Genomic DNA, 26,372 nt, shown 5'->3' with positions numbered 1-26,372 from the left:
CCCCCGCTCGTGGGCCCCCGGTCACGAAACCGGGTACCTGCGGGCGGGGTGCGGGTCACGGGCGCATCGGTATGGGAGCCTTAGACGCGCGGCTTCTCGCGCATCTCCCAGGTCTCGATAATGTCGCCTTCCTTGATGTCGTTGAAGGAGCCGAGGCCAATACCACACTCGTAGCCTTCGCGGACCTCGGTAGCATCGTCCTTGAAGCGACGCAGCGACTCGATGGTGAGGTTGTCCGCCACCACGGAGCCGTCGCGCACCAGGCGAGCCTTGGCGTTGCGCTTGATGATGCCGTTCTTGACAATCGAACCTGCGATGTTGCCCCACTTGGAGGAACGGAAGACCTCGCGAATCTCTGCGGAGCCGAGCTCCACTTCCTCGTATTCGGGCTTGAGCATGCCCTTGACGGCCTGCTCGATGTCTTCGATCGCACGGTAGATGACCGAGTAGAACTTCATCTCGACACCCTCGCGGTCGGCCAGCTCGGCCACACGCTCTGCCGGGCGGACGTTGAAGCCGATGATCACCGCGTTATCCACGGTTGCCAGGTTCACGTCGTTCTGGGTAATAGCACCCACACCGCGGTGGATGACGCGCAGCTGAACCTCGTCGCCACCGGCGTCGATCTTCATCAGGGACTCTTCCAGTGCTTCCACAGCACCGGAGACGTCGCCCTTGATGATCAGGTTCAGGGTATCCATCTTGCCCTCGGCCACGGCGGCGTCGAAGGACTCCAGGGTGACGCGCTTGCGACGCTTAGCCAGCTGGGCGTTACGGTCGGCAGCCTCACGCTTCTCGGCAATCTGGCGGGCGGTGCGCTCTTCCTCAGTGGAGAGGAAGGTGTCACCTGCGCGCGGCACGGTGGACAGACCCAGCACCTGCACGGGGCGGGACGGGCCAGCTTCCTTCACGGCCTGGCCGTTCTCGTCGAACATTGCACGAACACGACCGTGAGCCACACCGGCCACAATAGCGTCACCGACGCGCAGGGTACCGGACTGAACCAGGACGGTGGAAACCGCACCGCGGCCCTTATCCAGGTTTGCTTCGATGGCAACGCCGCGTGCTTCCTTGTTCGGGTTAGCGGTCAGTTCGAGCACGTCAGCGGTCAGGGTGACAGCCTCCAGCAACTCGTCGATGTTGGTACCGTTGCGAGCGGAGACGTCCACGAACATGGTGTCGCCACCGTACTCTTCGGGAATCAGACCGTACTCGGTCAGCTGGCCACGAATCTTCTCCGGGGACGCACCTTCCTTATCGATCTTGTTCACAGCAACCACGATCGGCACGTTAGCTGCCTGCGCGTGGTTCAGTGCTTCGACGGTCTGGGGCATAACACCGTCATCCGCTGCGACCACGAGGATTGCCACGTCGGTGACCTTCGCACCGCGGGCACGCATAGCGGTGAACGCCTCGTGACCGGGGGTATCGATGAAGGTAATCGCGCGGTCTTCACCCTCGACGGTGGTGTGGACCTGGTACGCACCGATGTGCTGGGTAATGCCGCCAGCCTCACCCTCAATGACGTTGGTGTGGCGGATGGCATCCAGCAGGCGGGTCTTACCGTGGTCGACGTGACCCATGACGGTCACAACCGGGGGACGAACCTCAAGAACGTCCTCGCCCTCAGCCTCAAGCTCTGCCTCGAGGTTGATATCGAAGGACTCGAGCAACTCGCGTTCTTCGTCCTCGGGGGACACAATCTTGACAACGTAACCCAGCTCAGCACCCAGCAGCTCGAAGGTGTCCTCATCGAGAGACTGAGTCTGGGTAGCCATCTCGCCCAGGTGGAAGAGCACCGTAATCAGCGAGGCCGGGTTTGCGCCAATCTTCTCAGCGAAGTCCATGATGGATGCGCCGCGACGCAGACGAACCTCGGTCGAGCCGTCGCCGCGAGGAACAACCACGCCACCGGGTGCCGGTGCATTCAGCTGCTCCTGCTCGTGGCGGCGAGCTGCCTTCGACTTGCGGCCCTTACGCTTGGAACCGCCGCGACCGAAAGCGCCCTGGGCGTTACCGCGACCGCCGGGGCCGGGACGACCCGGACCGCGGTTGAAGCCGCCGTTACCGCGACGTGCGCCGCCGCCGTTACCGCCACCGTTGTTGGAGCCGGATGCGCCGCCACCCACGTTGGATACCTTCGGCATCATCGAGGGGTTCGGGCGTGCACCACCGGACGGACGCGGTGCGCCGGGACGTGCGCCACCTGCGGGGCGGGGGCCGCCGTTACCACCGGGACGTGCGCCACCTGCGGGGCGGGGGCCGCCGTTACCACCGGGACGTGCGCCACCCGCGGGGCGAGGGCCGCCGTTACCACCGGGGCGGGGGCCGCCGTTGCCGCCGGAGCGTGCGTTGCGTGCCGGGCGGGGACCGCCGGAACGCTGGGAATCGTTGCGCTTCATGCCCTGCTGGGGTGCGAAGGGGTTGTTACCGGGGCGCGGGCCGGGCTTGGGGCCCGGCTTCGGAGCGGCCTCGGGGCGGGCCATACCCTGTTGCGGGGCGAAGGGGTTGTTGCCGGGGCGAGGGCCACCGGGCTTGGGCGCTGCAGACTTTGCGGCCGGCTTCGGAGCGGCCGGCTTGACGGCGGGCTTCGCTGCGGGCTTGGGGGCCGGCTGTGCGGCTGCAGGCTTGGGTGCTGCCGGCTTTGCGGCAGGCTTAGCGGCCGGCTTGGGAGCCGGCTTCGCTACCTTGGCCTCTGCCGCGGGGGCGGACTGCTTGGCGGGGTACTCCGCACGTAGCTTCTTCAGCACCATGGGGTTCAGGGTGGAGGAGGAGCTCTTAACGAACTCGCCCATCTCCTTGAGCTTGGCGATAACTTCCTTGGAAGGTACGCCTACCTCTTTAGCAAACTCGTGTACTCGAGGCTGAGCCAAATTTTCTCCTATCCCGGTCCGCACCGGGATAGGTGCGGACTCTAATGTGTACGGGGTGCGCACCGAGGGGCGCGCCAATTCGTGAAGTTACCGGTGGGTGAGCACGGGAAGGTACTCATTTCGCGGCACTCATTAGATATCCATCAGTTTTCTGACTCGCTTTCAGATAAGAAGTCGTCAAACTCGTTGACTAACAGGGGCTATACGGTGCCGGGTGTGGCTTCTGGCGAGGACTCGCGCGCCGTCAGGACGGCTCGAATCTGCTCGCAACAGGCCTTCAGCGCGGCGGCGGGTACCGCCCTCTTGAAGGCGCGGGCCAGGCCGTTCTTCTTCTCAAGAGCGACCACGCACGCTTCGCTCGGATGAATCCAAGCACCTCGCCCGGGCATCGTTCCCGCGGTATCGGGCAGATAACGCGGGGTGCCGGCCTCCTCGGAGGCGGGCTGAACGCTCGCGATACGCAGCAGGTTTTGCCGTTCGTCGCGAGTGCGGCACCCAACGCAGGTGCGAATCGGGTGTTCCGGCTGAGCAGAGGCGTCGCTGAGGACCGCTTTGGTCACGGCTCTGCCCTCCTTAGATTCTGTCGGAGCCCGATACGGTGTGCGTTTAATGCCTGAGCCGGAGCGAATCCAGGGCGCGCGAGAGCGTCCGGGGTGTTCCGGCACATCTTAACAGTGTATCCCGTTTTTGGATCTTGTGGGTAAAAATGTGAGACAGGCGCAGGGTACGGGGGCCTCCCCGGTACCCTACGCCTGCCGCTTCTCCCGCGTTTCACGCGGATGGACGCTGGTATGCCTTACTCGGCGTCGGTTGCCGCCTCTGCCTTTTCGCCGGTCTGCTCGGCGGCGGCTTCCTCGGCGAGGCTACGTGCCACGCGTGCAGCGACCTCTTCCTCGGCACGCACCTGGGCGTACTTCGATTCGGAGAGAATGTCGATGCGCCAGCCGGTCAGCTTCGCGGCCAGACGGGCGTTCTGGCCCTCGCGGCCAATGGCCAGGGAGAGCTGGTCATCCGGAACCACAGCGCGGGCGGAGTACTCGCGCTGGTTCGCGATAATGACCTCGGTCACCTTGGCCGGGGACAGGGCCGAAGCAATGAAGGTAGCCGGGTCGGGCGAGTAGTCGACAATGTCAATCTTCTCGTCGTTCAGCTCGGAGGCCACGGCACGCACACGGGCACCCATATCGCCGATGCAGGCACCCTTAGCGTTGATAGTCGGGTTCTTCGCCGAAACGGCAATCTTCGAACGGTGGCCAGCCTCGCGGGCGATGGAGTTAATGGTGACTAGACCCTCGGAAATCTCGGGGACCTCGTGCTCAAACAGGCGCAGCACCAGGTTCGGGTGCGAACGAGAAACCACGATTGAAGGGCCCTTGGGGCCGCGGCGTGCCTCTACCAGGTAGGCACGCAGACGGGTACCGTGCGGGTACTTCTCGCCGGGTACCTGCTCGTTAGCAGGCAGAACAGCCTCCACGGTGCCCAGGTCAACCTGAACCATGCGAGGGTTGTTACCCTGCTGAACCACACCGGACACCAGGGTGCCCTCGCGGTCCTTGAACTCACCCAGCACGGAGGCATCCTCGGCGTCGCGCAGACGCTGGGACAGCACCTGACGCACGGTGGCAGCAGCGATACGGCCAAAGTTGTTCGGGGTGTCGTCGAACTCATCGATCTTCTGGTTGTTCTCATCGAGCTCCGGGGCGAGAATCACGAACTCGCCGGTGGTGCGGTCGATGACGGCACGCGAACCCTTGATGGCCCCGGGCTGCTTCAGGTACGCGAGCAGCAGGGCGTTCTCAACCAGGGTGAAGAGCTCCTCCATGACGAGAGAGCGCTGCTTCGCCAATGCGCGCAGTGCGCCCAGGTCAATAGTTTTAATATCCTCCACGCTTTTCAGCCTTTCCCAGTTAGCACGGCGCCGGGACGCTCTCCGCGTCCCGGCTCCCGAACGGTATATACCCGGCACGGAACAGCCCGTGCCCGGAGCTTTAGTGTCTCTATTCTACCGGTTCAACCGGAGAATTGAAGTCAATTTCGACATGTGCAGAACCGATATTTTCCCACGCAACCAAAGCCGGTTCGTGGTACGACTCCTTCTGCCCCTTCTTGGTGTTCTTCTTCCGCGCCAGGACCGGACCCTCGTCCTGAACCTCGAGGAGGCGGGCCAGATACTCAGTGCCGTCGGATGCGGTGACCGCAACCAAGCGGGTACGGGCACGATCCCAATGACGGCGTTCCTTCAACGGGCGGGTTGCACCCGGCGAGGAGACCTCCAGCTCGTAGGGGAAGAACTCGTCGTTGACATCCGCGCGATCGAGAGCACCCGAAATCGCACCGGAAATCTCCGCGAGAGAATCCAACGACAGCGAATCGGTACGTTCCGCGGTGTAGTCCACCGTAATCTTCACGGTGCGGTTTGCCGCCGGACCTGAAATCTTCAGGCCCTCCAGCACGAGCGAGAACTCCGTAAGGACGGGGGCAATCGCCTCGGCGACCTCCTCCTCGCGAATCGGGCGGGTGCCCACACGCACTGGCGCCTCCACCACGGGCTCACGCTCGGCGCGGGTGCGCGAGGTATTCACACCGTTCGCAACGCGGGATGCGGCGCGGCGAGCGCGCGCATTGGGGGCGCTCTTCTTGGTTCCGGAACGCTTCGGCTTATACGCCACGGCTACTCCCCTTTGACCTCTGCGATGACCTCAGCCTCCGCGTTCTCAGCGGAAATCTCGCGGGCCTCACCGCTGCGGCGGTCCTTCAGTTCCAGCACGCCGTCCTTGAAACCACGGCCAATCACCAGAATGGTGGGAACACCCAGCAGCTCGGCATCACCGAACTTCACGCCGGGGCTGGTCTTGGGGCGGTCGTCCAGCAGAACCTGCACGCCGGCGGTCTCGAGGGAGGCGCTCAGCTCATCGGCGTAGGCGTGAGAAGCCTCGTCCTTACCGGTAACGACGATGTGCACGTCAGCCGGTGCCAGGTTGCGCGGCCAAATCAGCCCCTTCTCGTCGTGGTTGCCCTCGGCGACGGCGGCCAGCGCGCGAGTCACGCCCACGCCGTAGGAGCCCATGGTCACGGTCTGCAGCTTGCCGTTCTGGTCCAGAACCTTCAGGCCCAGGGATTCGGCGTACTTGCGACCCAGCTGGAAGATGTGGCCCATCTCGATGCCGCGGGCCGCCACCAGCTCGCCGGAGCCGTCCGGCGCAGGGTCGCCCTCGCGCACCTCGCAGGCCTCCAACACGCCGTCGGCGGTGAAGTCGCGGCCGAAGACCAGGTTCACCACATGTTTGCCCTCGGCGTTAGCACCGGTCACCCAGCGGGTACCGCGCACCACGCGCGGATCCACGAAGAAGGGGATGCCGGTTGCGGAAGCCACGGCGTCCTCGTCCTCGGAGTGCACGCCGAGCAGGGGCGCATCCAGGCTCAGGCCGGGGCCAATGTAGCCCTTGACCAGGTGCGGGTAGGCCTTCAGGTCCTCCTCGCTAGCCGCCTCAACCTCGACCTCGCCGCCGATACCCAGCAACGCACCGATATTAACCTCGACGCGGCCCAGGTCCACCGAGCGGTCACCGGGAACACCCACAGCGAAGACCTTACGCTCGCCGGAGGGGGTGATGACAGTGCCAAGGAAGCACTTGAGGGTCTGGGAAGCGTCCAGGGTGCCCTCGAGCTTCTCAGAGTGCAGCTCGTTCATGCGCTCGACGAGAGTCTCGATGGTCGCGGAATCGGGGGTGTCCACGACGATTGCCGCCGGGGTAGATTCAGTAATCTCGATTTCCTCGGGAACCACGGTGGTCACGGCCTCAACGTTTGCCGCGTAGCCGCCGGCCGAACGCACGAAGGTGTCCTCACCGATGGGAGTCGGGTGCAGGAACTCCTCGCTACGGGAGCCGCCCATCGCGCCAGACTGAGCGGTCACAATAACAATCTCCAGGCCCAGGCGCTTGAAGATGCGCTGGTAGGCGGCGCGGTGAGCCATGTACGCCTCGTTCAGGCCCTCATCGTCAATGTTGAAGGAGTAGGAGTCCTTCATGACGAACTCGCGGCCGCGCAACAGGCCGGCACGGGGGCGGGCCTCGTCGCGGTACTTGGTCTGAATCTGGTACAGGTAAACCGGCAAATCCTTGTAGGAGGAGTACAGGTCCTTGACCAGCAGGGTGAACATTTCCTCGTGAGTGGGGGCCAGCAGCATGTCGGCGCCCTTACGATCCTTGAGGCGGAAGAGGTTATCGCCGTACTCGTCCCAGCGGTTCGTGGCCTCGTAGGGCTCGCGGGGCAACAACGCAGGGAAGTGCACCTCCTGCGCGCCGATGGCTTCCATCTCTTCACGGATGATGTTCTCGACCTTGCGCAGTACCTTCAGACCCAGAGGCAGCCAGGTGTACACGCCGGGAGCGGCGCGGCGAATATAACCAGCGCGAACCAGCAACTTGTGGCTGGCAACCTCGGCATCTACGGGATCCTCGCGCAGGGTGCGCACGAAGAGATTGGAAAGGCGAAGTACCACGATTCTCCTTGAAAAGGTCGGTAGGTGAAGTCTGGGTGCCTCTCGCGCGGGCGGCACGCCCGCTGGAGGGCACAGTCGTCTTTAATTCTATAGCGTTTTCGTAAAGCCCGGGAACGGCGGTAGGATGCCCCGCAACAGCCCGAGCGGCTAATTCTCAAAAATGATGGTCGAAAACCGGCCAATCGGCACCCAGCCGGTACCGCTGTACAGAGCCATTGCCGCCGTATTGTAGTCGTTCACGTAGAGGCTCAGGTGCCTGTAGCGGCGCTGCAGCACCTGCGAGGCCGCCGCGAAGAAGGGCTTTGCCAAGCCCAGGCCGCGGTAGTCCGGGTGCATCCACACGCCCTGCACCTGCGCGGTGTCAAGGCTCGCGATACCCGCATCCGCCTTAAAAATCACGCGGCCGGAGGCATCCGTCACGATAGCACACCGCTTCGCACGAATCAGCCCGTGCAGGCGGGCGCGGTAACCATCACCGTATCGGGCAATCGGGTCGAAGCCCACCTCCTCAGTGAACATGGCCGCCGCCGCAACCAGCACCTGCCCCTCATCCTCCACCGTGGCCAGGCGTGCATAGCCCCTACTCTCAACCGGACGGTCAAGCTCCAGCGGATCCTGCGGACGCGGCAGACTCACCGGCAGATCCGGCAGGGGCGCCTCATAGAGGCCGGAGAGGTCCTCCTCCGGGGGCAGGTAGAGCAGCGGTTGCACGGGCCGCTCCGAAAGCACGCACAGACGCGGATCGTAAGCATCGCGCAGGCTCGGCTGAATCATGTGTAGCAACGGAACACTCGAGGTAGGCTTCTCCGTCTCCTCCGCCATCTGCTGCATCCGCTCCCACAGGGGCATCACGTAATCGCTCTCACCAAAAATCGAGTCCATGCGCGCCCCCACCTGCAACAGCAGCTGAGCCAGAGCGTCACGATGCAACGCCCCAACGCTCCCCTCAGAGGTGCAATCACTGCCGCCGGGAACCTCCTCGTACGCACAGCACAGCCGCACCGGCACCACATTTGAGCCCACCAGAACCACACAGCACAGCGTATCGCCGCGAGCACACCCCACGAACCCCTGATAGTGCTGCAGGGGGATGCGCGGGGCAGACTCAGGCAACGGAACAGCCGCGTAATGCTCAATCGGGTACAGGTTCGGGATCGGGTCCCCGAAAAGAATATCCTCCAGGCCGTCACGCCAGTGGGTGTCCAGGACGAACACCTGATGCTTCAGCGGGTCGTGCGGCTCGGGAGGAGGCGGGGCCTTCTGCGAATGCCGCGGCCTGCGGCGAAAAAGAGAGCGGGAGAAGAAATGAGTGAACATGAACAAATACAGGTGAGAGTGAGCGGATATACGCGCCCAAAAGCGCGTACTCCAAGAATACGCTGTCGCCGCCGGGCAAAGCATCTTCGACGGCTAGGTTTCTTCTACGGGACGAAGAAAACAGCCACGATGAAGAAAAATAGCGAAGGCGCCCTCGTGTGGAGGACGCCTTCGCGTGCAAGAGTTTTAGGGTTGGGGGCTACTCGATTAGCTCACCGACACCGCGGGGGAACCCTCGGGAACGTACTCGCCCGAAGCCTCCATCTCGGCGGCGATGCGGGTTGCCTCCTCAATCAGAGTCTCAACAATCTGATCCTCGGGCACGGTCTTAATAACCTCACCCTTCACAAAAATCTGACCCTTACCGTTACCGGAGGCCACACCCAGGTCGGCCTCGCGAGCCTCACCCGGACCGTTCACCACGCAACCCATCACGGCCACACGCAGCGGAACCTTCATGTGCTCCAGGCCCTTGGTCACGTTCTCGGCCAGCTCCCACACGTTCACCTGCGCACGACCACAGGAGGGGCAGGAAACGATGTCCAGCTTGCGGGGGCGAAGGTTCAGCGACTCTAGAATCTTCGAGCCCACCTTCACCTCCTCCACCGGAGGAGCAGAAAGGGACACGCGAATCGTGTCGCCAATACCTTCAGACAGCAGAATACCGAACGCCACCGAGCTCTTAATGGTGCCCTGGAACGCAGGACCGGCCTCGGTCACGCCCAAGTGCAGGGGCCAGTCACCGCGCTCAGCCAGCTGGCGGTACGCCTCCACCATCACGATGGGGTCGTTGTGCTTCACAGAAATCTTGAAATCGTGGAAGCCGTGCTCCTCAAAGAGCGAAGCCTCCCACACGGCGGACTCCACCAGAGCCTCCGGAGTAGCCTTGCCGTACTTCTCCAGCAGACGCTTATCCAGCGAACCAGCGTTCACGCCGATGCGCAAAGAAACGCCGTGGTCCGAAGCCATCTGCGCGATTTCCTTGACCTGGTCGTCGAACTTACGGATGTTGCCCGGGTTCACGCGTACAGCGCCGCAACCGGCCTGAATAGCGGCGTACACGTACTTCGGCTGGAAGTGAATATCAGCAATCACCGGAATACGGGACTGCTTAGCAATAATCGGCAGAGCCTCGGCGTCCTTATCGGTCGGGCAGGCCACACGCACAATATCGCAGCCGGCAGCGGTCAGCTCCGCAATCTGCTGCAGGGTCGCGCCAATGTCGTGTGTCTTCGTGGTCGTCATCGACTGCACAGAAATCGGAGATTCAGAGCCAACACCCACGGAACCCACCTTGAACTGGCGGGTTTTACGGCGCGGCGACAGAACCGCGGGAGCGGGCTTCGGCATACCAAGGCTGACCGACAAGGTTTTCCTCCATACATGAGTTGTGAAAGACGGTTATGCGTCTTTCTTTCAGCTTTTTATTGTGCCACTGACGCGAAAGAAACCACTAATACGGATACCCTTACCGCGCGTAACATCACATCTTTGAGGCAGTGCGAAGAGAGCAAAACATCTCCCTTAGAAAAGGGTGATCGGTTTGACGACGTCGGCGATAATCAGCACCACCGACATCAGGATGAACGCGCCCGCCACCACGTAGGTCAGCGGCAGAAGCTTCACCGGGTCGAACGGGCCCGGATCCTTACGCCCAGTCAGGCGCGCGAAGAAGCGGCGCATTCCCTCCCAGAGGGCGCCCAACACGTGGCCGCCATCCAGGGGCAGCAGCGGAATCAGGTTGAATGCGAAAAGCATCAGGTTCATATTCGCCACCAGAGAGACAAGCATCGCGGCCTTCGACTTCACGTCAATGCGGTCGGTAGCCGTCACCTCACCGGCGATACGGCTCACACCCACCACCGACACCGGCGACTCGGCGCTACGCTCACCACCGGTCACCAGGGTTACGGCCAAATCCCACACGCGTTGCGGCAGCGAAAGCATCGAGGAGCCCACCTTGCCGAGGGTATCCCCCACAATCCCGGGCACCTCGGTAATGGAACCGGGCACCAGCTCACTCGACGGGGAAATACCCACAAAACCGCCGCGGGTCGTCGCAATCGAGCCATCCGTAGCACGCACATACTGGCCCTTACCATCAGAGACCGGACGAACCATCTCAACCGGAGTCACCGACAAATCCAGACGCTGACCGTTACGCTCCACCGTCAAAGTGCTCGGGTGAGAACCCGCCGCACGAATCGCCGAAGACACAGCCTCCCACGAACCCGTCGACGCACCATTCACAGCAACCACACGGTCTCCCACCTGCACACCAGCAGCCTTCGCAGGCGACGGGGTGGACTTATCCGTGCACTCGCCATAGCTCAACGAATCGTGGGTCACGCTCACACTCGGCACGCACTCAGACACCGCCGACACCTTATTCGTCACCTGCGCCGTACCGAAACCACACACCAAAATAGCCGTGCAGACCACACCGATCAGCAGGTTCATGGTCGGGCCGCCCAGCATAATCACCATGCGCTTGAGCACCGGCAACTTATAGAACAGGCGATTCTCATCACCGGGCTGCATGCGCTCGGCGTCCGCCGCACGCGCCTCCTCAGCCAAGGACGCAAACGGGCTGGTGCTCCCCGAATGCCCCGCCTCATGGTGCTCCTTCACCTCAGCAGGGCTCGGCGGGTACATACCAATCATCGAAATGTAACCACCCAACGGGATCGCCTTGAAACCGTACTCAGTCTCGCCACGGTGGAAAGAGAACACGGTCTTACCGAAGCCAATCATGTACTGCGGAACGCGCACATTGAACAGCTTCGCGGGCACCAGATGCCCCACCTCGTGCAGGGCAATCGAGACGGCAATAGCGATTGCCATGAGGATAATGCCCACAGCGTACAGCAGGATTTCCACGCTTTTTCTCGTTTCGGTTCGGGGATACGAAGCTTCTAGAATACTCGCTTAGCCTGTGAAGGTGCCCTCCCCCGCTTTCTTTTGGGCTTGTTTGGGAGGCGTTGAGGAGGGGCGGCGTTCGTCCTCGTTCCTACAGGGGCACCCGCCCTCGCTTCGCTTCGGGCACCCTGATGTCACTTCGGACGACACCGCCCCTCCGCACACCAAGCTACTCGAGGTGGCGCGCCGCGTTTTCCGGAAGCGCCCTCAGGGTGTCACACGGACGCTCTTCCGCAGCGAAGCAAGGAGGAAGCGGAGCGTCCGGGTGACGGGTGCCCCTGCGTAGGCGCGGAGGAAACATGCGGCGTGCCATCCCAACTAGCGAGGCAAGGACGAACACCGTCCCTTCTGCAACAGCTACACTTCCCGCACAAGCAGGAAGAAAGCCATCTTCTAATTGCCGGTCATGCCCAGCAGCTCATTCGCGCGAACGCGAGCCCAACGCTCCGCGTTTAGCACAGCCTCCAGCGTCAAATCAGCGTCAGAGACAGCCTCAGCGCTGCCGGTGTGCTCCTCCAGCACGCGCGCCACCGAATCGACAATGTCGGTAAAGCGAATCGCGCCCGCATGGAATGCTGCCACGGCTTCCTCATTGGCGGCGTTGAACACTGCCGGATGCGTACCGCCGACCTTGCCGGCGTCCTTGATCATACGCACGGCGGGGAATGCTTCCTCATCCAGCGGCTCAAAAGTCCAGGATGCCGCCTTCGACCAGTCACAAGCAGGCACGGCACCGGGGATTCGGTGCGGCCAGGTCAGACCCAGCGCGATAGGCAGAACCATGCTCGGCGGAGACGCCTGCGCAATGGTCGAGCCGTCCACGAACTGCACCATGGAATGCACGATGGACTGCGGGTGAACCGCCACGTCAATACGGTCCAGGTCCACGCCGAACAGGTGGTGTGCCTCAAGCACTTCGAGTGCCTTGTTGACCATGGTTGCAGAGTTGGTGGTGACGACCAGGCCCATGTCCCAGGTGGGGTGTGCGAGCGCCTGCGCGGGGGTCACGTCGTGTAGCTGTTCGCGCTTGTAACCGCGGAACGGGCCGCCCGATGCGGTGAGGATGAGCCGGTCGATTTCGGCGTCGGTTCCGGAGGCGAGCGCTTGCGCAATTGCTGAGTGTTCCGAGTCGACGGGCACCATGGGAATGTCCAGAGGCGAGGCGTCCACGGTAGCGCGTACGAGCGGGCCGCCCGCGATGAGGGACTCCTTGTTGGCGAGCGCCACGCGGTAGCCGCTGTTCAGGGCGGTGAGGGTCGGTTCCAGGCCGATGGAGCCGGTGATGCCGTTCAGAACGGTGTCCGTCGGATGCGCGGCGGCCTGTACGGAGGCTTCGGGGCCGTGGGCAATCTGCGGGGTGTAGCCGGTGGCACCTGCTTCGGAGGCTGCCGCTTCGATGAGTTCGCGGAGGCGCTGCGCGTCGGCGGCGGTGCCGCTGGTGGCGACCAGTTCGGCGCGCACGTGCACTGCCTGGCGTGCGAGCAGTTCGAGGGATCGGGAGCCAGCCGAGAGGGCGACGACCTTCAGCGGTGCGTCGGCGGCGGAGGCGCCGGTGCCTTTGAGCGCGGCGAGGTGGTCGATCACTTCCATGGCTTGGGTGCCGATGGAGCCGGTTGAGCCGAGGAGGGTGACGCGCTGCGGTGCGCGGGTGAGTTCTGTAAGGGCGTCGGTGAGGCGGTCGCGGCTGCCGCCGACGCGTGCTGAGGATCCAAACTTCATGGTTCTAGTGTCTCACGAGCTCGCGGCTTCGCAGTGGCACGCTGGCTCGCCTCAGCGTGAGGAGCCTCAGCGCAGAAGAGCGCTCACCATAGAAGAATCCCCCACCCTGTAACGGGGCGGGGGATTCAACACATACGGTTTAGAGCAGGTCTTGCAGTAGCTCAATGCAACGGTCGAGGAATGCATCCACCTGCGTCTCGTCGTAGCTGACGGTGCCCGAGGCCGGGCGGAACATTGCATGGCGCACCACCGAGGGGTCGAGGGGCTCCTCGCTATTGAGCTGGGCGTAGACGTGGTCGCAGACGGCGTCCACATCGCCAACGAAGTAACCCATGTAGCGGCGCTTGCTAGGGCGGCGGAATCGTTCACCAACAGGTCGTTCCAGGCGCCCAGCAAGCAACTCACCGGTTTCGACGAGGGAGCGTTCCCAATTGTCCAGGCCGTACGCCTCAATATAGCGGCTACGCTCGAGCTTGGCGAAACGCTCCTCAATCTTTTCGAGGGCGCGGTCAACCACATCGAGCTTGTAGCCGCCGGGCTCTTCCCGGAAGATCACCTGACGAATCCGTCGGGAGGTGTAGAGATCTTCGGGGAGCTCAGATGCTCCGCTGAGCTTCTCGTAGTCCTCGGCGAGGCGGGTGAACAGGCGGTCTACTTCACTACGCTTGTAGCCGGGTTCGGTTTCTCCGGCACGGGCAAATCCGCCTCCGCGGGTGGTGCTGGCCAAGGTGACTCCTCTCAACGACTGAACTTTAAGAATACCAACGTCGAGGCCGCATCGTACAAGAACCTGCGGGCCATGTCTCAGATGCGTACCTCATCTCCGACAACCATCTTGATGCACGGAACCAGGTACACAGACCCGAGCACACACACAAGCGGGGTGCCCCTCCCCCACTGTGGGAGAGAAACACCCCGCTGAGCGTCATGCCGTTAGAGGGGCATCACGAAAACGAAGATAAGGCAACCGACCGCGGCCGCAAACAGAATTGAGTCGAGGCGGTCCATCATGCCGCCGTGCCCGGGCAGGATATTCGACATATCTTTCACGCCCATACGGCGCTTAAAGACGGACTCCACCAGGTCGCCAGCAGTGGAAGCAATCACCATCACCGCGGCGAAGGGAATACCCCAGAACCAGGGCGAACCCATCACGGCGAAAGCAATAGAAGCGACCAGGGCCGAGCCAACGTAGGAACCGGCCAGGCCCTCCCAGCTCTTCTTCGGCGAAATCCGCGGCGCCATGGGATGCTTGCCCCAGTTCACACCGGCGATATAACCGAAAGTGTCGTTGCTGACGGCCATGAGCAGAATCATGAGGATTCCCTGCACGCCGTGCTCACTCCGGAAGTACACCATCGCGGTACCCAGCATAAGGGGAATCCACAGCACGGCCAGCAGGCCTCCAGCCCATGACCTCAGCGGAGACACCCTGCGGTCAGCTCGCGGAGCGTAAGAAGCCAGCAGAAGCAACAACAAAGTCACGCCCACCGCAAGCCACAACCCGCCGAATCCTGCGGCGTAACCGCAGGCCACCGACACCGCTGCGAGGACCCCCAGCGGAACAGCAAGGATACCGTAACCGCGACGGGTATTGAAGACGGTAGCCACTTCCCAGACGCCTATCCCGGCGGCCAGGGCGGCAAAAGCCACCAGGACCGGCTGGATGAAAAAGCCCAACACCAGAACGAGGCCGAAGCTCACACCCACACCGATAGCGGCGGGTAGGTTACGGCCGGCCTTGGAGGCGGGCTTAGCGTTCTCAGAAGTAGTGTTCATTCTCTATCCCCGATTGGCGGGGCAGAGCGGTGAGCGCTACTGTCCCTTCCTTCGCTTCGTTGCGTGTCGTGATGAGGATTTAGACCTCGAGGAGCTCAGCTTCCTTGTGCTTGTACAGAGCGTCGATCTGCTCGACGTGCTTCTTGGTCAGAGCGTCCAAATCCTTCTCAGCGCGTGCACCCTCGTCCTCACCAATTTCGCTGTCCTTGACGAGCTTATCGATGGAGGTCTTAGCGTGACGGCGCACGTTGCGGATAGAGACGCGTGCCTCCTCAGCCTTCTGGTTGACGAGCTTGGTGTATTCCTTACGGCGCTCAGCGGTCATTTCAGGCATAACCACGCGGATTGCGGCACCGTCGTTGCTGGGGTTAACACCCAGGTCGGAGTCGCGCAGTGCCTTCTCAATAGCGGCCAGAGCGGTCACGTCGAAGGGAACGATCTTGACGGTGCGTGCATCCTCAACGTTGAAGGACACCAGCTGCTGCAGAGGAGTAGGAGCGCCGTAGTACTCGGCGGTCAGGCCGCTGAAGATGGCGGGGTTCACGCGGCCGGTACGGACCTTGGCGAACTCAGTCTTAGTTGCTTCGATGGTCTTTTCCATCTTCTCGCCGGCTTCGGCAAGGATTTCTTCGATCACGGAAGGATCTCCTTAGTCGTAATTCTGGTGTGCAGAATTGTCGGTGGGGCGCGTTCCTCACCCTCCCGTTGCTCTGCCGCACGCACTCCGGGGCATCAGACCCCAAATATGCGGAGGAGGCATGAACACATACGAAAGATGGTGAACGCCATGGTTTCTATCAGTTTAGACGGTACCAGCGGGCAGGGCGAGTTAGGCTCTACCCGCCCGGTACCGTGACGTTATTACGCGCCCGAGAGCGCGGTGTGACGGGCCGGATGCGCACCTAGCGGGTGACGAGGGTACCCATCTTCTCGCCCAGAATCGCGCGGGTCACGTTGCCCTCGCCCTGCATGCCGAACACACGCATCGTCACGTTGTTGTCGCGGCACAGGGAGAACGCGGTCTGGTCCAGCACGCGGATGTTACGCTGCATGGCCTCATCGTAGGTGAGGTTGTACAGGCGCTCAGCGTTGGGGTCCTTGTTGGGGTCCGCAGTATAGATGCCGTCCACACCGTTCTTGGCGACCAGCACCTCGTCGGCGTGGATTTCCAGGGCGCGCTGGGCGGCCACGGTGTCGGTGGAGAAGTAGGGCAGACCCGCACCAGCACCGAAGATCACGACGCGGTCCTTCTGCATGTGGCGGATAGCGCGGCGCGGAATGTAAGTCTCAGCGACCTGCGGCATAGTGATAGCGGACTGAACACGGGTGTCGATACCCTCCTGCTCCAGGAAGTCCTGCAGGGCCAAGGAGTTCATGACGGTACCGAGCATACCCATGTAGTCCGCGCGGGAGCGGTCCATACCAGCCTGAGAAAGCTCAGCGCCACGGAAGAAGTTACCGCCACCAATCACAATGGAGGTCTCAACCTCGCCGACAGTTGCGGCAATCTGCTTGGCGATGCTACGAACCACCTCGGTAGAGATACCGACTTCACCACCACCAAAAACCTCACCGGAGAGCTTGAGCAGCACGCGGCGGCGGCCGGTCTCATCACGGTGCATCGGGCGGGAATTCGCTTCAGTCATGGTTCCTCCAGTGGCTTTTTCAAAGAATAGTGTGGGCGGGTTAGTGCCGCCCGGTCCCTATCAAGGATACAGCAAAGCCGGGTAGCCACCACTGGTGACTACCCGGCTCAACGCTATAATCCAAACCTCACTTTTCGCCCCTAATCGAAGCGAATCAGTTTAGACGCGGAACGTGATGTCGTTCCTTATGCACCCACGCGGAAACGTGCGAATGCGGTTGCGGTTGCGCCAGCCTCGGACAGGACCTGTGCAACAGACTTCTTGGAGTCCTTTGCGAAGTCCTGATCCAGCAGGGTGTTCTCCTTGAAGAAGCCCTTCAGGCGACCCTCAACGATCTTGTCCAGAATCTTCTCAGGCTTGCCCTCTGCAATTGCGGTCTCGCGAGCAACGCGCTTCTCAGTCTCAATCTGGTCTGCGGGGATGGACTCGGAGTCCAGGTACTTGGGGCTCATTGCAGCAATGTGCACTGCCACGTCGTGTGCAATCTCGTCGGTGTTCTCACCGGAGACAGCCAGCAGAACGCCAACCTGTGCGGGCAGGTCCTTGGAAGTCTTGTGCAGGTACACTGCAACGTGCTCACCCTCAACGCGTGCAACGCGGCGGACAACGATCTTCTCGCCCAGCAGTGCGCCAGCGTCGGTGGTCAGCTCCTCAACGGTCTTGCCCTCGTAGGTTGCAGCCTTCAGCTCTTCCAGGGTGGAAGCGTTAGCAGCAATAGCGGCCTCGAGCACGTTCTGGCCGAAAGCGATGAAGGGGTCGGACTTTGCCACGAAGTCGGTCTCGGAGTTGACCTCAACCATGTAGCCAACGCCGTTCTCGACGCGTGCAGCCACCAGGCCCTCAGCGGTTGCGCGACCCTCGCGCTTGGTGATGCCCTTCAGACCCTTAACGCGGATGATCTCGGCAGCCTTCTGCTGGTCGCCGTTTGCCTCGTCCAGAGCCTTCTTGACGTCGAGCATACCTGCGCCGGTCTTCTCGCGCAGTGCCTTGATGTCTGCTGCGGTGTAGTTCGCCATTGTGAACTCCTTGTGTTGCTGTAATAATCGGGAAATTTCCCGGTGGTACTATGGCGGACGGCGCCGCGCCCAGGTCAGGGCGGGCGCCGTCCGAACGTGGCCCCCACGGGTGGGGGCCACAAAGCATAAAGCTTAGTGGGCTAAGAAAGCTTACTTAGCTGCCTCTTCAGCCTTTGCAGCCTCGTGCTGCTCCAGGAGCTCGCGCTCCCAAGCTGCCATGGGCTCCTCAGCTGCTTCGGTCTTGCCGTTCTTCTTAGCGTTGCGCTCAATCAGGCCGGCTGCGACAGCGTCAGCAATCACGCGGGTCAGCAGGTTGACGGAGCGGATAGCGTCGTCGTTACCGGGGATCGGGAAAGCAACTTCGTCGGGGTCGCAGTTGGTGTCGAGGATAGCAACAACGGGGATGCCCAGCTTCTGAGCCTCGTTAACTGCCAGGTGCTCCTTCTTGGTGTCAACAACCCACAGCAGAGAGGGAACCTTGGTCAGGTTACGGATACCACCGAGGGTCTTCTCGAGCTTCTCGAACTCGCGACGCATCAGGAGCAGTTCCTTCTTGGTGTAGCGAGAACCTGCCACATCGTCGAAGTCAACCTGCTCGAGTTCCTTCATGCGCTCGATGCTCTTGGAGATGGTGGTGAAGTTGGTCAGCATACCACCGAGCCAGCGGTGGTTCACGTAGGGCATGTTCACGCGGGTTGCCTGCTCAGCAATAACTTCCTGAGCCTGCTTCTTGGTACCCACGAACAGGATGTTGCCACCGTGTGCGACGGTCGACTTAACAGCCTCGTATGCCTTGTCAATGAAGGCGAGGGACTGCTGCAGGTCGATGATGTAGATGCCGTTGCGCTCGGTCAGAATGAAGCGCTTCATCTTGGGGTTCCAACGGCGGGTCTGGTGACCGAAGTGAACGCCGGAGTCCAGCATTTCACGCATAGTTACGACGGGCATGTCGTCTCCTTTGTGGTGCCGCGCGGACCTCCCATTCGGGCTAGCCCAACGCGCGCATAGTAGTTATCAGTTTCTCCTGGCGGCGATTAGCGTTTACGGTTGCCCGTTCAGCTCAGGCCCTAACCACCCGGATGGGTGGACCGAAGGTCCCTTATCGGCGCCCCTTTCCGAGGAGTACCGCTCACGCCGCGCGTCGTCAGTGATGCCCTACGGATGCCTCTCAGAGGAGGGAATATCCGCGCAGGCGCACTGCAATACGACATTGTACCGTATTTTGTGCGATTAATCCGCAAGAGAGGACATAGAGCCCTCCCCCGATTGCACCGGTGTGTTCAGCGGCACTGTGGATGAAGGATTTTCTACCGGAACCGGCGGATTTGTCCACATTTCTCGGCGCGATGTGGCGACCCGATTGAATACATGATGAGCTCACTCTATGAAGAACACTTTGAAGGCTCTAGAGCGAGCACTGCGGGGCTTCGCCCTCCTGGCCTGTTGCCTGCTGGGTGCGGGTAGCCAGAGCTATGTGACTGGAACGAGTATCGAGGCTGCCACGACCGTTACAGCCTCGGTCACGGAGGCACCTGGCCCCAACGCTGCGGGTGGCACAGACCCTGTCACCGTTGAAATCGCCTCCAGCCACACACGCTACCGCTCCCCCACCGCAGACTCCACCCCGCGGGTTATCCACCCCTTCGAGAAACCCGCCCAACGCTGGAGCGCCGGGCACCGTGGAGTGGATCTGGCCGTGCCCGAACACGACCGGCACGTCTACGCACCGGCTTCGGGAAAAGTGGTGTTCAGCGGCATGGTCGTCAACCGCAAAGTACTGGTCATTGCGCATCCGGATGGGCGGCGTAGCACCTTCGAGCCCATGGACGAGGCGCTGCCGGTCGGCGCCGAAGTAACGACCGGGGACGTCATCGGCACCGTCGCCTCCCCTGATAGCGCTGGCGAGAACGGCGAACACCCCTACCGGCGGTGCTCCACCCCGTGCCTGTACTGGGGTGTACGCCAGGGAGGTACCCACGGGGACGGCAGCGGCAAGGATGCCGAATACATCAACCCCATGAGCCTGCTAAGCTCACGAGATCCCAGCATTCTACTTCCGGTACCGGGCGGGTACTAGCCGTCGAGCGGCGGTTACATACCAGTATGCAGAAGACACCCGAAACAGCTGGATACAGCGATGGCCCGTCGCCCCCTTTCGGGAAACAACGGGCCACATACCCCAATCTGGAGCGCGCTCCCTGATGGAGCACCGCCCCCGGAGGCTAGTTACTATTTACTGGAGCACGTCACCGTCAGCATCGCCGAACTGGTTCGGCTGACTAGACTGGTTCGGCTGTGCCGACTGCTGGCCGTACTGTGGCTGAACCGGCTGAGCAGACTGCTGAGGAGCACCCTGAGCCGGAGCCTGAGCGGGCATGGCAACCGTCGGATCTGCCTCACCCTGCACGGGCTGCGCCGTACCGGGCTGAGTTACACCGGGCTGAGCCACGGTCTGGGGGCTGAAGACCTGGGTAGGCGAATCATCACCGGCAGCGTAAGCGGCACCCTGCTGCGGCTGATAGCCGCCCTGTGCCGGATACGCGCCCTGGGCCGGGTAAGCAGCCTGCTGCTGGTATGCACCCGGGCCAGAAACACCCTGAGCCGGAGCAGCATAGCCCTGCGCAGCACCATAGGCCGCACCGGTTGCGCCTGCCGCAGTTGCGGCATAGGCGGCAGCGGTTGCCTCACGACGCTCACGACCCTTCGCACGAGCAGCCGCAATCTTCTTGCGGAAGAGGAACAGCAAGATCAGACCAACCAGAATCAGAGCCAGAATAATACCGTCCACGATCAGGTCGGTCAGGCTCGGACCGGAGGCAGGAATCGTCAGACCCGAAGTGTTAGTGACACCGTACTCGGTCTTGACGCTCAGCTCGCCACCGTTGACGGAAATCTGCACACTCGAACTGTCCTTAACCTTGTTCACGGACTCAACCTTCTGCTGATCCATGGAGGAGAAGGTCGGGGCCTTGAAGGTGAGCTCGAAGGGAGCGCTGTAAGAGCTACCCAGCTTCGAGCTGAGCTTAATGACCGGGGTCACCGTGTAGTCGGAACCGAAGGGGTGGTAGCCACCCGAGCGGCTCACCGTAACCTTCGAGTCGGGCAGGTACTCGTTCAGACGCTGGTTGAACTCTGCTTCATCCTTACCGCGAACCTTCACGCTCACGACGGTGGAGTCACCATCCTGGCGCACCTCGGTCTCGTCGTTACCGCCGCCGGCGAAAACGTCCTTGAGCTTCTGCTCAGCACCGGCAACATCTTCAGTCGGGAAGGCGTAGAGGAAGCGTGCCTCCATCGAGCCATCCAAGCCCAAGGAGGTTGCAATCTTCATGGACTTCATCGACACATCATGCGAAGAGACAAGGGTGAAGGTGGGCTTAATCTTGCTCGAGGATTCCGAGGAGCTCGAGTAGGAGGAGCTGGTGGCGCCGCTGTAGCTAGAGCCCGAGCGGTCCTTCAGAATCATGTTCACGCCGTAGCCCTCCGGGGAGCACAGCAGGGAGCAGTCCAGGGTACCCGAGACCTTCTTCACGACCTTGAAGGAGCCGCTGCTCTCGGTGACCTCACGACTGAAGGCCAGGTCGGTGGTGCCCGCGCCAAAGATCTTCTTAAGCTTATCGCTCAGATCCTGTGAGGAGGAGGCATCAAAGACCAGGGTGCGGCCAATCTCGTCCTTAGCCGCATCGGTCGATGCGGAGGGCGCGGAAGTCTTAGCCTGGGTGGTCTCCAGACCCTTCTTCAGCTCGGAGCCGTCGGGTTTGACCTGGTTCAGGTAGGCATCCACAGCGGAGGAGGTCTCGGTAGCCATGATGTCCTTCGAAACGAAGGAAACAGTGGCGTGGTAGCCACCGTCCTTCTCGGCAGCCTCAATCACAACCTCACGGAATCCGTGATCCTGGATATCCTTCGCGGAGATAGTGGAGCCACCAGAATTCTTTACTTCCTTATCGCCGAACTTCACGGTGGTGTCGCCGTCGCTACTGAACACGCTGCTCTTACGCGAAGACTCAATCACGCCGTCAACCACGAGAGCCTCAGGAACCCAACCCAGCAGCTCCTTCGAGGTGAAGTTCTCCTTCACCTGGATACCCTGAACCAGACCCTGGTTGGAGTTGAGGACCGTGATCAGCGGGGTGGTAGTAGAACCGGAGGCCTTCAGGATGCTAGCCACCTTAGAGCGGTACTCGTCAATCGAGGAGAAGGGCAGGGTGAAGGTCGCACGGGCCTTGTCACCCTCGGTCTGGATACCGCCGTATTCCAGGCCGTTAGGCAGGTGCTTACGGATAGAAGCATCCAGAGCCTGGGTACCGCCCTTAATCTTGTCCTGGTTGTCCTTGACGTCAAAGGAAACCTGCATGGTGCGGGTACCCTTATCGGTATTTTCGAGGCCCAGCTGGGTCTCAATCTTCGCACCGCAGGCACTCAGAATCAGGGCCGCGATGGTCAGCAAAACGGCCAGGAGCATCCGGCGCTGGCGGGAGCCGCGCTGAGCAGAATAAGTCAAAGTCTGCATATGTCCTCCCCTAAGCGCTCGTCATGCGGAAGGCAATGAAGTACACAACCATCACGGTCAGAACCCACGCGGTGCTCAGCAGTGCGTGCATAATAACAGGCGACTTAGCGGCGCGACCCAAACGGTTCAGGCCCAAGTAAATGAGCGCTTCACCTGAGAACACCGCAAAGGACATCAGCAGGCTCAGCAGCATAAAGATGAATCCGAAGCCTTCGTTGCTGCTGACGCCACGCATGAAGAGAGCAACCAGGCTCAGAAGAATGTACGTGGGAATTACGGGCAGGCTTGAAACCGCCACTACCTGCATCGAGGACGAGAAGGTCGCCGGAACCTTACCGATGCGGGCGGTCAGCATAATCTGCACGCCGCGCAGAATCAGCACTACGGCAGAAACCATGAGGAACATCAGGAAGGCGAGGAAGACCTGACCAAAGGTGATTTTGTAAGCCACCAGGCTGTAGGCATCACGCAGCATGAACTTCACGATGCCCAGCGACAGCTGAGTGAGGAAGAACGCCGAAATAATGGCATGCAGAAGGCTGGGGATAACCCAACCCCACACGCCCGATGCCGCAAGACGGGAGTTGGCCTGGCCGGGCTTACCGGCGAAGACCTCAAGGAAGGCATCCCAGGTGGAGCGCAGAGCCGTCACGAAGGGGTTCGGAGCGGCGGGGGCGTAGACAGCCTGAGCGGGCTGACCAGGCTGGCCGGACTGAGCCCCCGGGTAGGGCTGGCCTTGGACCGGCGGAATCGGCTGGCCGGCGGGCTGCTGTGCCTGTGCACCCTGGGCGGGAGCCCACTGCTGAGCCGGCTGGGTGGGCTGTACCGGTTGTGCGGCCTGCGCGGACTGACCTGTCAGCGAAGCATCCTGCGCAGGGCGGGCGCCAGCATCATAGCCGTAGCCTCCTGCAACAGAATCACCCTGCGACGGGTTATGGGGAGTGTTCTCCGACATTGAGATCCTCTCGTATGGTATGTCTGTCAATGATGCGAACCTACCGGTATCTTCCGTACCCAAGGTGCAATCACAGTCTCTCTTTACATGAGACTCTTCCACAGTACCCTATCAAGCACAGGTATGCTCTCCGTGTGGTCATTTGTTGTAACTCGGGGTAAGACTATGGGTGTTGCTCCTTCCAGCCCCTACCAATATGAACTGCCAAGACGGCAAAAGCCCCGCCCGTCGACAAGTGGGTGAAGTCGACGGGCGGGGCCGTAGGGAGTGCGGGGCTCGAACCCGCGACCAAGGGATTATGAGTCCCCTGCTCTAACCGGCTGAGCTAACTCCCCATCCGGTGCAGTGCGCAATACCAGATCTTACCTACCATCTGGCGCGTGCACCATCATCTAGGGTACCCGAAGGCACTCCTAAGAGTGAAAAACATTGCGGGCCGCCTCTGAGTGTCTCTCCCCTACGCGCAGTATCACGAGGGAGCAAGGCTGAGGCACCAGCGATTCCAAAGCCTCGGAGCTACCCGGAAACGTTAGCGACGGGAAGCCAGGTAACGCTCATAAGGTGCGTTACTCACATAGAGCTCCTCGAAGGTACGCCAGGTGTTCTCCGCGCTGTGGAAACCCACAATGCGGCGGGATTCACGGCCCATCTGCTCGCGTTCCTCAGCGGGTAGCGCGATGATAGCCTCTAGCTTCTCCGCCAGGTCCTTCGCGTTATTCGGCTCGAAAAGGTAGCCATTAACGCCCTGCTCAACCAGGTGGGGCAGAGCCAGGGCGTTGGCAAGAACCACCGGGGTGGAGGCACTCATTGCTTCCAACGAGACCAGGGACTGCAGCTCGGCGGTGCCGGGCTGGCAGAAAATATCGGCCATCTGGTAGACCTCGGGCAGCTGATCGTCTGGCACGAAACCGCGGAAAATCACGCGGTCGGCCACACCGCAGTCGTGCGCCTTCTGTTCGAGAGCCTCACGCAATTCACCGTCGCCGGAGATATCGAGCACCACGTGGTCGTACGATTTGGGCAGTAGCGAGAAGGCCTCGATGAGAACGTCCACGTTCTTCTCCTCGGCCAGGCGGCCCACAAAGGCGATACGCAACTCGCCGGGGACTTTGCCGATATCCGTGCCCTCAGCCAGCTCATAATTGCTAATTTCAATACCGTTCGAGACGGGCATGACGGGGTGGGTGAAGTGGCCCAGGTCGCGCATCGCATCCGCACCAATCTGGGTGGGGGTCGTGACCACAGCGGTACGAGCGAAGCAGAAACGCATGTCCTTCCAGGTGCAGCGGTCAATCAGACGCTTAATGGGCGCGGGGAAGGGTAGGAACGGGTCCAGGTTAGCGGGCATGAAATGGTTGGTCGCGATGACGCGAATACCACGGCGCTTCGCCTGGAAAATGAGGGCTCGGCCAATGATGTAGTGGCACTGCACGTGCACGACGTCGGGGCGCACTTCGTCAAGGATCTTGCCGACCTCAGACCAGATTTCCCAGGGGATGCAGATGCGGTTGGTCTCGTGAGTGGGGGGCAGGTGCGAGCGCAGACGATGCTCAATAATGCCGCCCTCAACCTCGGTGCGGTAGCTGGGGCCGGGGATGGGGCTGGCGGCTACCACGTGCACGGAGTGGCCACGCTTGAGCATGGCGTTCGCGAGGCGGTGCCCGAATTGTGCCGCGCCATTAATATCCGGTGGGTAGGTCTCTGCGCCAATCAGAATCGTCTTTGCCTGGTTCATGACGGGGCTCCTCATCGGGTGTAGTGTGTCGGTGACTCGGGTTGGCGAATATCGCCGTAACCGTTCCTGTGTGCCGTATCTGCCTGTGGTCGCCGCGCGCGGAAGGGGCATCCTGTGGGGCACGACATTTGTCCATTCTACCGGGGACTCGCCGTGTTCTCCGACCTGCAAGGTGGGTTGGCCCCTGGGAATTGTCCCAAAAACATATTTGCCTCCGCCGCAGAGGTAAATTGCGGGTCTGCCGGGGCATAACAATGCCCCGACGGGCGGGGCCTGTCGGGGCATTGTGTTATTCGACCGGTGGTCGCGTGTGGCCGGTAGCTCGCTTAGCGGCGGACCAGGCGGTTTAGGAAGTGCAACACGGTCGCGATGGATGCGCCCAGTGCCGCAAAGGACTTCCAGCGGGCCTGCAGGACCTCGGGCTTGCGCACGTTCTCTGCCAGGCCGCGGCCGGTTGCTGCGGCAGTTGCAGCCACCTCGGAGGGCACTGCCTTGAGGGCGTCCAGAGCCTGCTGGGTGCTGTTCTGAACATCACCGGTGTAGGACTGTAGGTCGTCGCGCAGGGCAGCCAGGTGCTGGCGACGCTCTGCGGTGCGCTGCTTGAGCTCTTCGAAGGTCGGCGGCTTGGGCTCTTCCTCGCCGCGTGCCTTGCGTTCTTCGGCTTCCTTGCGGGCGCGTTCTGCGGCTTCTTCAGCTTCCTTAGCCTTCTGAGCGGCACGCTCGGCCTGCTCCTTCTTCAGACGCTCAGCGGACATGGCGGTGCCTTCCTTGAGAACGCCAAGGTCGAAGAGCAGACCGAAGATTGCAGACTCCGGCTTGAAGGGTAGCTGCGCCTTGACCTTCTTGAGGCCGACCAGCGCACAGATAGCCACGATAATCAGGAAGATAAGGGCAAAAATCAGTGCCGATGCCCAGTACGGCATGACGGTGCCGAGACCGAGGATTGCGGCGGCAACCAGGGCGATGATGAGGAAGAGACCGAAGACGGCGGCAACGCCGAAGAAAGCCGCGCCCTTACCAACGGCGATGCCCTTGGTCTTCAGCTCGTGCTTTGCAATCTGGATCTCGTCCTTGATCTGGCTAGGGCCGAGGGACTTGAAGGTTTTGCCAGCGTCGATGATGTTCGCGACGCCGGACTTAATCCCGCTGATGCCAGCAAAGAACCCCTTGGGTGCCTTGGGATTAGTAGTAGTGGTCATGACCACCTCTCCGTGACTCGTATTTGGAGGCTTCTGCTTCGCACTCCACCTCCTATATTTTAGCCCCTCGCCCCAAGTGTTCGTGACCGTTTGAACGGAGGTTACAGCCATCTCTTGGGGTATTTTCGACTTTTTGAGGGGTGGGCTTCAGCCGCAAGCTAAGAATTTGCCTCGCCGAGGGCGCAAGCCCGAGGGGT

General features: G+C 61.7%; 20 protein-coding genes and 1 tRNA gene. 1 reads left to right on the top strand and 20 read right to left on the bottom strand.

Annotated elements, in window-relative coordinates:
• Positions 1-80 precede the first annotated feature (80 nt).
• The 15 genes from infB to rpsB form a co-directional block, all read right to left on the bottom strand.
• A complete protein-coding gene (gene infB, locus JX292_RS05305; protein ID WP_204862247.1) occupies positions 81-2,873 on the bottom strand; it encodes a translation initiation factor IF-2 in 2,793 nt (930 codons plus the stop codon).
• Between the two features lie 200 nt (positions 2,874-3,073).
• Entirely contained in the window at positions 3,074-3,433 is a 360-nt protein-coding gene (locus JX292_RS05300; protein ID WP_204862245.1) for a YlxR family protein, read from the bottom strand.
• Positions 3,434-3,669: 236 nt separating this feature from the next.
• Positions 3,670-4,761, bottom strand: coding sequence for a transcription termination factor NusA (gene nusA / locus JX292_RS05295; RefSeq protein WP_204862243.1), 1,092 nt, complete (start codon positions 4,759-4,761; stop codon positions 3,670-3,672).
• Between the two features lie 109 nt (positions 4,762-4,870).
• Entirely contained in the window at positions 4,871-5,542 is a 672-nt protein-coding gene (gene rimP, locus JX292_RS05290) for a ribosome maturation factor RimP (RefSeq protein ID WP_204862241.1), read from the bottom strand.
• A gap of 2 nt (positions 5,543-5,544) precedes the next feature.
• Positions 5,545-7,377, bottom strand: coding sequence for a proline--tRNA ligase (locus tag JX292_RS05285; protein ID WP_204862239.1), 1,833 nt, complete (start codon positions 7,375-7,377; stop codon positions 5,545-5,547).
• Between the two features lie 147 nt (positions 7,378-7,524).
• The gene (locus JX292_RS05280; protein WP_204862237.1) at positions 7,525-8,694 is read right to left on the bottom strand and encodes a GNAT family N-acetyltransferase; all 1,170 of its coding nucleotides are present in this window, start codon (positions 8,692-8,694) and stop codon (positions 7,525-7,527) included.
• Positions 8,695-8,901: 207 nt separating this feature from the next.
• Complete coding sequence (gene ispG / locus JX292_RS05275; protein ID WP_204862354.1) at positions 8,902-10,044, bottom strand: flavodoxin-dependent (E)-4-hydroxy-3-methylbut-2-enyl-diphosphate synthase; 1,143 nt, start codon at positions 10,042-10,044, stop codon at positions 8,902-8,904.
• Positions 10,045-10,218: 174 nt separating this feature from the next.
• Positions 10,219-11,574, bottom strand: coding sequence for a M50 family metallopeptidase (locus JX292_RS05270; protein ID WP_204862235.1), 1,356 nt, complete (start codon positions 11,572-11,574; stop codon positions 10,219-10,221).
• Positions 11,575-12,006: 432 nt separating this feature from the next.
• The gene (gene dxr, locus JX292_RS05265) at positions 12,007-13,332 is read right to left on the bottom strand and encodes a 1-deoxy-D-xylulose-5-phosphate reductoisomerase (protein ID WP_204862233.1); all 1,326 of its coding nucleotides are present in this window, start codon (positions 13,330-13,332) and stop codon (positions 12,007-12,009) included.
• 139 nt (positions 13,333-13,471) lie between these two features.
• Entirely contained in the window at positions 13,472-14,059 is a 588-nt protein-coding gene (locus tag JX292_RS05260) for a cell division protein DivIVA (protein ID WP_204862231.1), read from the bottom strand.
• Positions 14,060-14,265: 206 nt separating this feature from the next.
• The gene (locus JX292_RS05255) at positions 14,266-15,111 is read right to left on the bottom strand and encodes a phosphatidate cytidylyltransferase (RefSeq protein WP_204862229.1); all 846 of its coding nucleotides are present in this window, start codon (positions 15,109-15,111) and stop codon (positions 14,266-14,268) included.
• Positions 15,112-15,190: 79 nt separating this feature from the next.
• Positions 15,191-15,748: a ribosome recycling factor gene (gene frr / locus JX292_RS05250; RefSeq protein ID WP_204862227.1), complete on the bottom strand. Its 558-nt coding sequence runs from the start codon at positions 15,746-15,748 to the stop codon at positions 15,191-15,193.
• Between the two features lie 265 nt (positions 15,749-16,013).
• Positions 16,014-16,757, bottom strand: coding sequence for a UMP kinase (gene pyrH / locus JX292_RS05245; RefSeq protein WP_204862225.1), 744 nt, complete (start codon positions 16,755-16,757; stop codon positions 16,014-16,016).
• Between the two features lie 185 nt (positions 16,758-16,942).
• Positions 16,943-17,773, bottom strand: coding sequence for a translation elongation factor Ts (gene tsf / locus JX292_RS05240; RefSeq protein ID WP_204862222.1), 831 nt, complete (start codon positions 17,771-17,773; stop codon positions 16,943-16,945).
• 150 nt (positions 17,774-17,923) lie between these two features.
• Positions 17,924-18,721, bottom strand: coding sequence for a 30S ribosomal protein S2 (gene rpsB, locus JX292_RS05235; protein ID WP_204862214.1), 798 nt, complete (start codon positions 18,719-18,721; stop codon positions 17,924-17,926).
• A gap of 436 nt (positions 18,722-19,157) precedes the next feature.
• Between rpsB and JX292_RS05230 the strand changes: the two genes are divergently transcribed.
• Positions 19,158-19,850: a M23 family metallopeptidase gene (locus tag JX292_RS05230; RefSeq protein ID WP_239653647.1), complete on the top strand. Its 693-nt coding sequence runs from the start codon at positions 19,158-19,160 to the stop codon at positions 19,848-19,850.
• A gap of 156 nt (positions 19,851-20,006) precedes the next feature.
• Here JX292_RS05230 and JX292_RS05225 read toward each other — a convergent pair whose 3' ends face one another.
• The 5 genes from JX292_RS05225 to JX292_RS05205 all read right to left on the bottom strand — a co-directional run bounded on the left by JX292_RS05225 (position 20,007) and on the right by JX292_RS05205 (position 26,175).
• Entirely contained in the window at positions 20,007-22,286 is a 2,280-nt protein-coding gene (locus JX292_RS05225) for a flagellar motor protein (RefSeq protein ID WP_204862212.1), read from the bottom strand.
• Between the two features lie 10 nt (positions 22,287-22,296).
• On the bottom strand, positions 22,297-23,241 hold the full coding sequence (locus JX292_RS05220; protein ID WP_204862210.1) for a hypothetical protein: 945 nt from the start codon (positions 23,239-23,241) through the stop codon (positions 22,297-22,299).
• Positions 23,242-23,502: 261 nt separating this feature from the next.
• A tRNA-Ile gene (locus JX292_RS05215) sits at positions 23,503-23,576 on the bottom strand.
• A gap of 194 nt (positions 23,577-23,770) precedes the next feature.
• Entirely contained in the window at positions 23,771-24,976 is a 1,206-nt protein-coding gene (locus JX292_RS05210; RefSeq protein WP_204862208.1) for a glycosyltransferase, read from the bottom strand.
• A 326-nt stretch (positions 24,977-25,302) separates the two neighbouring features.
• Positions 25,303-26,175, bottom strand: coding sequence for a phage holin family protein (locus JX292_RS05205; protein WP_204862206.1), 873 nt, complete (start codon positions 26,173-26,175; stop codon positions 25,303-25,305).
• Positions 26,176-26,372: the final 197 nt, after the last annotated feature.

Source organism: Rothia mucilaginosa, from assembly GCF_901875305.1.
GTDB lineage: Bacteria > Actinomycetota > Actinomycetes > Actinomycetales > Micrococcaceae > Rothia.
The sequence above is the reverse complement of the archived record's forward strand: the minus strand, read 5'-3'. Positions and strand labels throughout refer to the sequence as shown.